An 11948-nucleotide genomic window follows, 5' to 3' on the forward strand; every position below is an offset into this window, starting at 1 on the left:
CGCTCGGCGGCCTCGCGCAGCCGCTGCACTGCCATCTTGTCCTTGGACAGGTCCACCCCGTGGGCGTTCTTGAACTGCTTGACCAAGTGCTCCACGATCCGCTCGTCCCAGTCGTCACCGCCCAGATGGGTGTCGCCGTGGGTGGCCTTCACCTCGACCACGCCCTCGCCGATCTCCAGCAGCGACACGTCGAAGGTGCCGCCGCCCAGGTCGAAGACGAGGATGGTCTGGTCGTTCTCCTTGTCCAGGCCGTAGGCGAGGGCGGCGGAGGTCGGCTCGTTGATGATCCGCAGCACCCGCAGCCCGGCGATCTCGCCCGCCTCCTTGGTGGCGGTGCGCTGCGCGTCGTTGAAGTAGGCGGGTACGGTGATCACGGCGTCCGTGACGTCCTCGCCCAGGTACGCCTCCGCGTCGCGCTTGAGCTTCTGCAGCACCCGGGCGGAGATCTCCTGGGCGGTGTAGCGCTTGCCGTCGATGTCCCCGGTCTCCGGGAAGCGCCAGTTCGGGTCGCCCACGTGGCGCTTGACCGAGCGGGCGGTGCGTTCCACGTTGGTGATGGCCTGGCGCTTGGCGATCTCGCCGACGAGCACCTCGCCGCTCTTGGCGAAGGCCACCACCGACGGGGTGGTGCGGGCCCCCTCCGTGTTGGTGATGACCGTGGGCTCACCACCCTCCAGGACGGACACCACGGAGTTCGTCGTACCGAGGTCAATACCGACTGAGCGTGCCATGGCAGCTCTCCTCTTCGCGCCCGCGACCGGCCGTCGATTCCAGAGTGCACCGCCTCCGGGGCGATCACCAGTGGATGACGGCCCGCCGGGCTGGGCGCGGTGTCGGGCCCGGCGCTCAGCCCAGCGGCAGGCTCAACCGCACCGCGAAGCCGCCGTCCGGTTCCGGCCCGGCCGTCAGCGTGCCGCCGAGCAGCGTGGCCCGCTCCCGCAGACCCACGATGCCGTGGCCGCCGCCCGGCAGATCGGGCCGCGGCGCGTGAGCGCTGGCCGGGCCGTTGCGCACGCACACCCGCAGCGACTCCGGCGCGACCCGCACCGACACGGTGGTGGCCGCCCCGGGGGCGTGCTTGCGGACGTTGGTCAGCGCCTCCTGCACCGTGCGGTAGGCGGCCCGTTCCACCGGCTCGGGCAGCAGCATGCCGTCCGCGCCGTCGATCCGCAGCTGGGCGTCCACCTCGGAGGCGTCCACCAGCGCGGGCAGATCGGCGAGGGTGGGCTGTGGCGCGAGCTCCGTCGGTCCGGCACCGGCCGCCCGCAGCACCAGGATCATGCTGCGCAGTTCCTCCAACGTGGCCACCGCGAGTCCGCGCAGCGTTCCGGCGACCTCCTTCACGTCCGGATCGCGCGCGGTGACCTCCAGCGCGCCCGCCTGCACGGCGATCAGGCCCGCCTGGTGCGAGACCACGTCGTGCATCTCCCGGGCGATCCGCGCCCGCTCCCTGGCTATCACCGTCTGTGCGTGCAGCGCCCGTTCGTGGTCACGTAGCGTCGCCAGCTCCGCGATCCGGTCCGACAGGTCCTTCCTGGTCTGGGCGAGCAGGCCCAGCATCACCGGACCGGCGCCCAGCATCACCGCGTAGATCAGCTGCTGCACCAGGTCGCTCACCGTCTCCTTGGAGAATCCGGTGATCGGCCAGGGGATGAACGCCCCCGCGGCCACCACCAGCGCGGTCAGCGCCTTGTGCCGTACTGGCCGCTCGGTCCTGGCCACGGTGTAGGCGGCGACCATCGCGGCGATCAGCGCGTTGCCCGCGTACAGTCCGGGCAGGGTGGCCAGCAGCACGGTGCGCGGCCAGCGCCGCCGGAGCAGCAGGATGGCGGCGGCGCCCAGTGACGCGTAGAAGTGCCAGTCGCGCGGCGGGGGATAGTTCAGTGCGGCGTCCAGACCGGCCAGCGCCACCAGGCCGAGGTCGATGGCGCGCGGCTGCCAGCGGCAGTGGGTACGCCACAGGAACCGCAGGAACGGCATCGTCTGTGCCTCGCCTGCCCGGCGCCTCACGGTTCCTGCTCCTCGACCAGCCCCACCCGGTCCGCCAGCACGGCGGCCTGGATCCGGTTCGCCACCCCCAACTTGGTCAGCACGGCCCGGACGTAGTCCTTCACGGTGGCCACCGCTATGTGCATCCGGGCGCCGATCTCCGCGTTGGACAGCCCCTGCCCGACATACGCCAGTACCTGCCGCTCGCGCGGTGACAGCGCGCTGACCGCCTCACTGGCCTGGTACGAAGCCCCGGCCCTGGCGGGGTGGCGCAGCCTTCGCACCACCGAGGGGGACAGGCAGCCCGCACCGGTGGCCACCGCGCGCACCGAGCGCACCAGGATCTCCGGGTCGGTGTCCTTGAGCAGGAACCCCGACGCGCCGAGCCGCAGCGCCTCGCCGAGGTACTCGTCGGTGTCGAAGGTGGTGAGCATCGCCACGTACGGCGGGTCGGGCAACTCGGTGAGCCGCCGCAGCACGGTGAGCCCGTCCACGTCCGGCATCCGGATGTCCAGCAGCACCACGTCGGGTCGTTCGTCGCGCACCGCGGCGAGTGCCTGGGCCCCCTCGCAGCTGGCCACCACCGTGATGTCCGGCGCGCTGCCGAGGATCATGGCCAGCCCGGATCTGATCAGCGCCTCGTCGTCGACGATCAGCACCCGTACCGGGGAAGGGGCTTCCACTTCAGTCATGCGGCGTTTCCCGCCCTGCTCACCAAACCTGTGCGACAACCATGAGAAATGCTCTGCGTGACCGTACCGCAGCCCGAATCGCCTCAGAAGAGTCAATTCGTAGCGGCCCGTGTACCGTCCGTCATAAGTCGCCGGGTGACATGGCCGTCAGGCCCTCGTTCCCAGGTCTGATCGGGTACCTCCGGTAGGAGGTGCGCTCCCCGTCGAGCGGTGGGTGTTCGCCGCGGGCGGGCGCTGGGAGGGTGGAACGCCAGCCGACGGGTGGCCCGGTCGGTGGTGGCAGGCAGCCGGCCCCCGTCGTCGGGACCCGCCGATCCCCCCACGCGTGAACGCGGATCCGGCGGCGGCAGTACCGGTGGCCGCCTGTGTCCCTGGGCGCGGCCGCGCCCAGGGACACAGGCGCGCTCAGGACGCGTGCAGCCGGAGCATCACCGTGGCGTGCGGCCTGACCTGGACGGTGACCGAACCGCCGTACCGGCTGCTGCGCTTGGTCACCAGGTCCTTGCCGTACAGGCGTTGGGCGTTGCCGAAGCCGAGGGCGCTGGCCGGGGCACTGATGGCGAGCGGGGTGTCGCCGCGGTTGAGGAAGACCACGGCGCGGTCGCCGTTCGCCAGCGGCCTGGTGAGCACGTCATGGGTGTCGGTGTGCACCACCCTGGTGGCCTGTACGCCCAGGCGGTCCTGGTCGACCGCGATGATGTCGCGGTTGCCGAGGATCGCCAGCGCCTGGGCAGAGAGCCTGGTCAGGTCGGTGCTGCTGATCAGCGGTGCGGCCATCTCCGCCCACAGCGTCATCTGCGTCTGCGACTCGTCGGCGGTCAGGCCGCGGTCGCCGACCAGCAGGAAGTCCGGGTCGTTCCAGTGCCCGGGGCCCGCGTACTTCCCCAGCGGCGCGTTGTAGTCGTAATTGCCCAGCAGGCTCTTCCACTTGGCCGCGCCGCTCTCCTGTCCGAGGGCGATGTCGGTGCCCTCGCGCCACAGGTTGCCGTACCTGGCCACCCAGCCGAGCACCGTGTACCAGTCGGAGGTGCCCTGGAAGTACGCGGGGGCGGACTCGGAGAAGACGATCCTGCGGCCGCTGTCGCGCAGCGCCCGGCTCATTCCGGCGTACGCCTGACGGTAGGTCTCCTCGTCGGACTGCCCGGGAACGGAGGGCACGTTGCAGCCGTCGAGCTTGAGGTAGTCGACGCCCCACTTGGCGAACAGTCTGGCGTCGGCGTCGTAGTGCTGCCAACTGCCCGCGTAGCCGCCGCAGGTCTGGGTGCCCGCGTCCTCGTAGATGCCGAACTTCAGCCCCATTGCGTGCAGTTGGCGTCCGACGTACGCCATGCCGTCCGGGAACTTCTGCGGATCGGAGACGAGGTTGCCGGAGGCGTCGCGGTCCTTGGTCATCCAGCAGTCGTCCGTGGTGACGGTGTTGTACCCCTTGGCGGCCAGCCCGCTGCGGACCAGGGCCCTGCCCTGGTCCAGGATGAGCTTCTCGTTGATGCCGCACTGGTAGTACGACCAGTCGTTCCAGCCCATGGGTGGTGTGGCGGCCAGGCCCTGGTGGCCGCTGGAGTGCGCGGCGGGGGTGCTGGGCAGTGCCGCGGGTGTGACGAGCGCGAGCGCGGCGGCTACCGCTATTTTCGCGAACATGACAACCTCCGGTTGAGGGAAGGGCCGGGGACCGAAGCCCCGGAAGGGGCGAAGGCCTCGGAAAACGGGAGCCGGGGGAGAACCCCCGGGAAGAGGCTGCTAGCCCTCGCCCCGGCGCGCGGCGCCAACCGCCGCCGGAGCGTTGGCTGACCGGTCGACCGAGGGCCACCGGCCGCCGTTGCGCCAGTACGACTGGATCTCCTCCAGTCGCCGCCCCTTGGTCTCCGGCGCCATCCGGGCCACGAACACGACGGCCAGCAGCGCCAGTACCGCGAAGCCCGCGAACGTCCAGGTGGCGCCCACCCGGTCGATGAGCGACGGGAAGAACTGCGCGATCAGGAAGTTGGCCACCAGGTCCGCGGTGAGCATCGCCGAGGCGCCCATGGAGCGCAGCTGGGACGGGAACGCCTCGCTCGCGTAGACCCAGATCAGCGAGCCGAAGCCGAAGTTGAACGCGGCCGTGAACAGCAGCAGCGCGGTGAAGCCCACCCAGGTCGCCGCCCCGTGCAGCGAGGTGAGCCCGAAGACGGCGGTGAGCACCACCAGAGCGCCCAGCATGGTGCCGATCCCGCAGAACAGCACCACCCGCCGCCCGAACCGGTCCACGATGAACAGCGCCAGCACGGTGGCCACCAGCGAGGCGAGTTCCACGATGGACGGCAGCAGGAAGTTCTGGCCGCTGCCGGTGAAGCCCATCTTCTGGAAGATCTCGGGACTGTAGTACGTGACCGCGTTGATGCCGGTGATCTGGCAGAAGAAGCCCAGCGCCAGCACGAACACCGTGGCCCGGGCGTACGGCGGCCGGAACATGGCGGCCAGGCCGTCGTGGCCGCCGCGCTCCTGGCGGATCTCCGCCGCGATGGCCCGGGTCTCCGACTCCGCGTCGACATCGGGGTCGACCAGCCGCAGCACCCGCACCGCCTCCGCGTCCCGGCCCCTGAGCACGTACCAGCGCGGGGTGTCCGGCAGGAGCAGCAGCGGAACGGCGATGAGCGCCGCGGGGACGGCGGACAGACCGAGCATCCACCGCCAGTGACCGCCACCCGCCAGGCCCCAGTTGACGAAGTAGGTGATGGTGATGCCCGCGACGCAGGCCACCTGGTAGGTGGCGGTCGCGGCGCCCCGGATACGGGCCGGAGTGGACTCGGCGATGTACAGCGGCGCCGCGACGATGCACACGCCGATCGCCACACCGAGCAGGAAGCGCATCGCGTCCAGCACGGCCACGTTGGGCGCGAACGCGGACAGCGCGACGAACACCGCGTAGGCGGCGGCCACCAGCACCATCGTCCTACGGCGGCCCAACGCGTCGGCGATCCGGCCGCCCGCGATCGCCCCCAGGATCGAGCCCACCACCAGAACGCTGTTGACCAGGCCCTGTTCGGTGGAGCTGAGGTGGAAGTCCCTGCTCAGGAAGACCAGGGCACCCGAGATGCTGCCCGTGTCATAGCCGTAGATCACCCCCACCAGGGCGCCGGTCAGCGCGATCAGCCGACCGGTGCGGTAGGCGCCGGAGCGCGGCGCGGCAGTGGGGGACACCTGGGGCGGGTGAGGCATAGCGGCAACCACCGTTGATTGGTTTTGGGGGTTGTGCTGATCGATTTTGCAAATATCCAGGCCCTACTGAGCATCTGTCAACAGGCTCGCCGCGTTCGGACCCTGGGCCGGGGGAACGTGGACAGACGGCCACTCTTGCGCGATGCTGATCGAAGTGCGTGTACTTCGCGCACCAGAAATCACTCAGAGCCGGAGAGAAGGATCGATGGCCGCGATCGAGTACATGGCGCAGGAAATCGACAGCCAGCCGGACGCATGGCGGCAGGCCGCCGAGATCGCCGCCGCCGACGTCCCGCTGCCCGCCCCCGGTGAGCGGGTCGCCGTCGTCGGCTGCGGTACGTCGTGGTTCATGGCGCAGTCCTACGCGGCGCTGCGCGAGCGCGCCGGGCACGGCGTCACCGACGCCTTCGCCGCCTCGGAGGCGTTCGCCGCGGGCCAGGCGTTCGTCGGCCGCGGCTACGACACCGTGCTGGCCATCACCCGCTCCGGCACCACCACCGAACTACTGCGGCTGATGGGCCTGTTGAAGGGACGTACCCGCACCGTCGCCGTCGTCGGCGACCAGCACACCCCCATCACCGAGGTGTGCGACACCGTCGTGGGGCTGCCGTTCGCCGACGAGAAGTCGGTGGTGCAGACCCGCTTCGCCACCTCCGCGCTGCTGCTGCTCCGCCGCCACCTCGGCGAGGACGTGGACGGCGCGGTACGCGATGTGGCGGACGCGCTGCGCCAGCCGATCGACCCGGCATGGGTGAAGGCCGAGCAGTTCACCTTCCTGGGCCACGGCTGGACGTACGGTCTGGCGAACGAGGCCGCGCTCAAGATGCGCGAGGCGTCGCAGAGCTGGACCGAGGCGTACCCCCTGCTGGAGTACCGGCACGGCCCGATCGCCATCGCCGCACCGGGCCGGGTCACCTGGGTGCTCGGCCCCGAAAGCGGCGAGTTGGCGGCGGACGTGGGACGTACCGGCGCGCTGTTCGTGCACCACGACCGGGACGCGCTGGCCGAACTGGCGCTGGTGCAGCGGGTGGCGCTGGAGCGGGCCAGGTCCCGTGGCCTCGATCCCGACAGGCCGCGCGCACTGACCCGGTCCGTCATCCTGAACGCGTGATCGCGAGAACCTGACGGACAACTCGGAGAGGACCGTGCCGTGCCGCTGACAACCACCGCGTCCGTGATGCGGGACGCCGTCGCCGCGGGCAGCGGCGCCGCCGCCTTCAACGTACTGCACCTGGAGACGGCCGAGGCGCTGGTCGCCGCGGCGGAGCGCGCCGGAGCGCCGCTGATCCTCCAGATCAGCGAGAACTGCGTCCGCTACCACGGCAGCCTGCTGCCGCTCGCCCGGGCCACGCTGGCCCTGGCCGAGGCGAGCAGCGCCCCCATCGCCGTGCACCTGGACCACATCACCGATCCGGCGCTGCTGCGCGAGGGCGTCGCGGCGGGCATCGGCTCGGTCATGGTGGACGCCTCGGCACTGCCGTACGACCGCAACGTGGCGACGACCGGTGAGCTGACCGCCTGGTGCCATGACCGGAAGGTCTATGTGGAAGCCGAGTTGGGGGAGGTGGGCGGCAAGGACGGAGTGCACGCACCGGGCGCCAGGACCGATCCGGACGAGGCGCTGTCGTTCGTGCGCGCCACCGGAGTCGACGCGCTGGCGGTGGCCGTCGGATCCTCGCACGCCATGCGCGAGCGCACCGTGGAACTCGACAAGGAGCTGATCGCCAGGCTGCGCGACCGGCTGCCGGTGCCGCTGGTGCTGCACGGCTCGTCGGGCGTGCCGGACGAGGAGATCCGCAGGGCCGTCGCGGCCGGGATGACGAAGATCAACGTCTCCACCCACCTGGTCGCCGCCTTCACCGCCGAGGTACGGCGACGGCTGGCCGGAGACCCGGCCCTGGTCGACTCCCGCAAGTACGTGGGACCGGCCCGCGAGGCGGTCACGGAGGCGGCGGCCGACCTGCTGCGCGTCATCACCACCCCCGCGCCCGAGCCCATCCCCAGCTGACCCCGACCACCCGCACCACCGCGAACCCGCGCGGAAGGGGCCCGGGGGCCTGCCCGAGAATGCAAGGGGTCTGAGGGCCTGCCCCCAGAAAGCAATCACCCCGAACCCCGCGGGAGGCGAACTTGCGGCACGAACGACTGACCGCCCTGCTCGAACTGCTCGGCCAGCGAGGGCAGATGGGGGTCGAGGAGGCCGCCGCGGAGCTGGGTGTGTCCGCCGCCACCGTACGCCGGGACATGGACACCCTCGCGGAACAGCAGTTGCTGACCCGCACCCGCGGTGGCGCGGTGCTCAGTTCCGTCGCCTACGACCTGCCCATACGCTACAAGGGCAGCCAACGCGCCGCGGAGAAACGACGGATCGCCCAGGCCGCGAGCGCCATGGTGCCGCGCGGCAGCGTGGTGGGCCTCAGCGGCGGCACCACCACCACCGAGATCGCCCGCACCCTGGCGAGCCGCCCGGACCTGGCGGAGGCCGGTCCCGATCCGCATCTGACGGTCGTCACCAACGCCCTGAACATCGCCAACGAACTCGCCGTACGTCCGCAGATCAAGATCGTGCTGACCGGCGGTGTCGCCCAGCCCCGCTCCTACGAACTGGTCGGCCCCTACAGTGACCTGGTACTGCGCGAGGTCACCATGGACCTCGCGTTCATCGGGGTGAACGGCCTGGACCCACGGGTCGGTGCCACCGTGCCCGACGAGCGCGAGGCCCGGGTGAACCGGTTGATGGCCGAGCGCGCCACCCGTCCGGTGGTGGTCTGCGACTCGTCCAAGCTCGGTGTGCGCGCCTTCGCCTCCATCGGCACCTGCGACCTGTTCGACACCCTCATCACCGACGACGGCGCCGACGAGCAGACCCGTCGCGAGTTCACCGACCGCGGCCTACGGGTGATCACCGCCCCGGAGCCCGGCTGAAGGGCGCGGGAATCCGCCCCAACAGGCTAGCCTGGCAAGGGCGTTGACATGATCTTGGGGTGCGGAAGGGGCGTGCGGGCGATGGGGCGTGGTCCGGAGTGGATGCGGTCAGGGGCGGGCGCGCCCGTGGAACTGCACACCGACCGACCGCACGCCGCCCGGGTGTACGACTTCCTGCTCGGCGGCAAGACCAACTACGCGGCGGATCGCGAGGCCGCCCAGCGGACGCTGCTCGCACTGCCCAACTCCGCACTGATCGCCCGGCAGAACCGCGCCTTCATGCACCGCGCGGCCCGCTATCTCGCCGAAGAGGCGGGGGTTCGGCAGTTCCTGGACATCGGCACCGGCATTCCCACCTCGCCCAACCTGCACGAGGTGGTGCAGGCCGTCGACCCGCGGTCGCGGATCGTCTACGCCGACAACGACCCCATCGTGCTCACCCACTCCCGCGCCCTGCACACCAGCCATCCCGACGGCCGCACCGCGTATCTGCACGGTGACCTGTGCCGACCGGAGGACATACTGGCCAACCCCGAGTTGTCCCGCACCCTCGATCTGGGCCGGCCCGTCGCGCTCACCCTGGTCGCGGTGCTCCACTGGTTACCGAAGGAGTGCGACCCGTACCGGATCGTGGCCCGGCTGCTCGACGCGCTGCCCAGCGGCAGCTTCCTGGCGCTCACCCATGTGACCGATGACTTCGAGCGGCGGGCGCTGGAGGAGATCGCGGAGGACTTCCAGCGCACCGGCTCCACGGTGAGCGCCCGCAGCAAGGCCGAAGTGGCCGAATTCTTCACGGGGTTGGAGCTGGTGGAACCCGGCATCGAGGTGGTGCAGCGCTGGCGCCCGGACGCCGGGGACATCGAGGCCGGATCGCTGTCGCCCACCGACATCCCGCTGTACGGGGGAGTGGCTCGCAAGATCTGACCGTTCATCCCGCCGAGACCGCCGCCCACACCACCTTTCCGCCGCGGTCCGGCGGCGTCCAGCCCCATGCCTCGCTGAGCGCGTCGATGACGTGCAGCCCGCGCCCGGACTCCGCGAGGTAGTCGGGCTCCTTGAGCACCGGCACGCCGGTACCGGGATCGCACACCGCGCACAGCACGGTGGTGCCCCGGCGTAGCAGTCCGAGCCAGACCGGGTGCGGCTGCACGGGCAGTTGGGCCGACGTCGTCAGTCCGTACCGCATGGCGTTGCTCAGCAGTTCGGACACGATGATCGCGGCGTTGTCCACCAGGGCGGGCATGCCCCAGCCGGTCAACGTGGAGCGGGTGAACTGGCGTGCCTGGCCCGCCGCTTCGAGGTCGCCGGCCAAACCGCAGGCGGCGAACCCACTCGGCCCCTGGCCGTTGTCATCCAGCGGGAAGGCCCCCCTCGCGGCCATTGCCAGCCAGTGCCTGCCGGAACCGTCGGGTGCGGCGTTGCCTGCTGAATCGGCCGGATGTGTGGTCATCACGATCTCCGTGGAACCTCTCGGGCAGTCGTTGCGGACGGGCCTCCCGGGTCCACTATCCCCCGATGCGCGGTGGCGCTGCAAGCACATCTGCAATTACAGTCGTAAGGACACCGGTAAGTACATCTGCAAGAACGGATGCACGTGCACGGGAAGTTGATGCAGCGTCAGTTATGCGCGGCTCACCCGGTGGTCACCGTGTGCGGCGGCAAAGGAGCGACGGGGATGCAGCAGATCGACAACGGTGTGCAGGCCACTCGGATCGAGGGGGCGGTCTGGCGAAAGAGCCGTCGGAGCAACCCCAGTGGCAACTGCGTGGAACTCGCCGCGCTGCCCGACGGCCAGTACGCGGTCCGCAACTCCCGCCACCCCGAAGGGCCCGCGCTGATCTACACCCGTGAGGAGATGATCGCCTTCATCGGCGGGGCGAAGGACGGCGACTTCGACTCCCTGGTCGGCTGAGCCGGACCGCGACGATCAACACGGAGCGCATCCGTGTCGCCCACGGCTGTACCGGAGGGCGGCGCGGATGCCAGACTGGGGGAAGTACCCAGTCGCACAGGAGAGTTGGAATGTCCGCCATGATGCGGCCGAGCGAAGAAGCGTCAATAAGGCGCTACCTCGAACACCCGAGGGGCGGACCCACCGTCCTGCGCATCGTGCTGGGCACCCAACTGCGCAGGCTCCGCGAGCAGTGCGGGATCACCCGGGAGGCGGCGGGCGACGCGATCCGCGGCTCGCACGCCAAGATCAGCCGTCTGGAACTCGGCCGGGTGAGCTTCAAGGAGCGCGACGTCTCCGACCTGCTCACCCTCTACGGCGTGTTGGACGAGCAGGAACGCGCCGACTACCTCACCCTGGCCCGCCAGGCGAGCACTCCCGGCTGGTGGAACCAGTACGGCGATGTGCTGCCCAGTTGGTTCGAGACGCACATCGGCCTGGAAGAGGCCGCCTCGATCATCCGGACCTACGAGGTCCAGTTCATCCCCGGCCTGCTCCAGACCGAGCAGTACGCACGCTCCGTCACCCGGCTCGGCTACCCGAACGCCTCGCTGCGTGAGATCGACCGCCGGGTCGAACTGCGCATGGCCCGCCAGCGCCTGCTGACCGCGCCCAACGCGCCCCGGCTGTGGGCCGTCGTGGACGAGGCCGCGCTGCGCCGTCCGCTGGGTGGCGCCGAGGCGATGCGGACCCAGCTGGAGCATCTGCTCAAGGCTGCCGAGCTGCCGAACATCACCTTGCAGGTCGCCCCGTTCCACCTGGGCGGAATCGCCGCGGCGGGCGGCCCGATCACCATCCTGCGCTTCCAGGAACCGGACCTGCCCGACATCGTCTACCTGGAGCAGCTCACCAGCGCGCTCTATCTCGACAAGCTGGACGAGGTCGACAACTACCTGAGTGTGATGGACCGCCTGTGCGCGGAGGCAGAACCGCCCAGGGAGTCCGTCAAGTTCATCAAGGAACTGCTGCAGCAGCTCCGCTGAGCAAGCAAGGCGGGGCTTCGCGCCTGCCCGCGGGGAAACCCGCCGTGGCGGCGGGCGACCCGCCGCTGACTGGAACCGGTGCGATGAGGGCACGGCCGAACGGCCTTGCCCTCTCTGGCATATGACGAAGTAGTTCGGCGCCCTTTGTTCGCCGTACCGGCGCTGCCACACGATTCGGTGAGATCGCTGCACAGCTCATCTCCCCTTCCGTCC

Annotated in this window: 12 protein-coding genes; 6 read left to right on the top strand and 6 right to left on the bottom strand. The window is 70.5% G+C overall.

The features are described 5' to 3' along the window. The 5 genes from O5O46_RS32825 to O5O46_RS32845 form a co-directional block, all read right to left on the bottom strand. On the bottom strand, positions 1-731 hold a 731-nt coding region (locus O5O46_RS32825; RefSeq protein ID WP_269859307.1), incomplete at its 3' end, for an Hsp70 family protein. Positions 732-846: 115 nt separating this feature from the next. Then, positions 847-2010 carry a sensor histidine kinase gene (locus O5O46_RS32830; protein ID WP_269859308.1) on the bottom strand — a complete coding sequence of 388 codons (1164 nt, stop codon included), beginning with the start codon at positions 2008-2010 and terminating at the stop codon, positions 847-849. Beyond that, positions 2007-2681, bottom strand: a complete 675-nt coding sequence (locus O5O46_RS32835) for a response regulator (protein WP_269859309.1) — start codon at positions 2679-2681, stop codon at positions 2007-2009. Before O5O46_RS32835 ends, O5O46_RS32830 begins: the two co-directional genes overlap by 4 nt. Before the next feature lie 405 nt (positions 2682-3086). Then, the gene (locus O5O46_RS32840; RefSeq protein WP_269859310.1) at positions 3087-4319 is read right to left on the bottom strand and encodes a glycoside hydrolase family 27 protein; all 1233 of its coding nucleotides are present in this window, start codon (positions 4317-4319) and stop codon (positions 3087-3089) included. 99 nt (positions 4320-4418) lie between these two features. After that, positions 4419-5858, bottom strand: coding sequence for a sugar porter family MFS transporter (locus O5O46_RS32845; protein WP_269859311.1), 1440 nt, complete (start codon positions 5856-5858; stop codon positions 4419-4421). Positions 5859-6081: 223 nt separating this feature from the next. On the opposite strand from O5O46_RS32845, the gene O5O46_RS32850 reads away from it, so the two are divergent. The 4 genes from O5O46_RS32850 to O5O46_RS32865 all read left to right on the top strand — a co-directional run bounded on the left by O5O46_RS32850 (position 6082) and on the right by O5O46_RS32865 (position 9725). Next, entirely contained in the window at positions 6082-6987 is a 906-nt protein-coding gene (locus tag O5O46_RS32850; RefSeq protein WP_269859312.1) for an SIS domain-containing protein, read from the top strand. Between the two features lie 39 nt (positions 6988-7026). Next, positions 7027-7884, top strand: coding sequence for a class II fructose-bisphosphate aldolase (locus O5O46_RS32855; protein ID WP_269859313.1), 858 nt, complete (start codon positions 7027-7029; stop codon positions 7882-7884). Between the two features lie 122 nt (positions 7885-8006). Continuing rightward, positions 8007-8801 (top strand): DeoR/GlpR family DNA-binding transcription regulator, encoded by a 795-nt coding sequence (locus O5O46_RS32860; protein ID WP_269859314.1) that lies wholly within the window; start codon positions 8007-8009, stop codon positions 8799-8801. Between the two features lie 81 nt (positions 8802-8882). Then, complete coding sequence (locus tag O5O46_RS32865) at positions 8883-9725, top strand: SAM-dependent methyltransferase (protein WP_269859315.1); 843 nt, start codon at positions 8883-8885, stop codon at positions 9723-9725. Positions 9726-9729: 4 nt separating this feature from the next. Here O5O46_RS32865 and O5O46_RS32870 read toward each other — a convergent pair whose 3' ends face one another. Then, the gene (locus O5O46_RS32870) at positions 9730-10251 is read right to left on the bottom strand and encodes an ATP-binding protein (RefSeq protein WP_269859316.1); all 522 of its coding nucleotides are present in this window, start codon (positions 10249-10251) and stop codon (positions 9730-9732) included. A 225-nt stretch (positions 10252-10476) separates the two neighbouring features. On the opposite strand from O5O46_RS32870, the gene O5O46_RS32875 reads away from it, so the two are divergent. Continuing rightward, complete coding sequence (locus tag O5O46_RS32875) at positions 10477-10713, top strand: DUF397 domain-containing protein (protein WP_269859317.1); 237 nt, start codon at positions 10477-10479, stop codon at positions 10711-10713. Positions 10714-10823: 110 nt separating this feature from the next. Next, entirely contained in the window at positions 10824-11735 is a 912-nt protein-coding gene (locus O5O46_RS32880) for a helix-turn-helix domain-containing protein (RefSeq protein ID WP_269859318.1), read from the top strand. Positions 11736-11948 lie beyond the last annotated feature (213 nt).

Origin of the sequence: Streptomyces sp. RPT161 (genome assembly GCF_027533845.1) — a bacterium.
Lineage (GTDB): Bacteria > Actinomycetota > Actinomycetes > Streptomycetales > Streptomycetaceae > Streptantibioticus_A > Streptantibioticus_A silvisoli_A.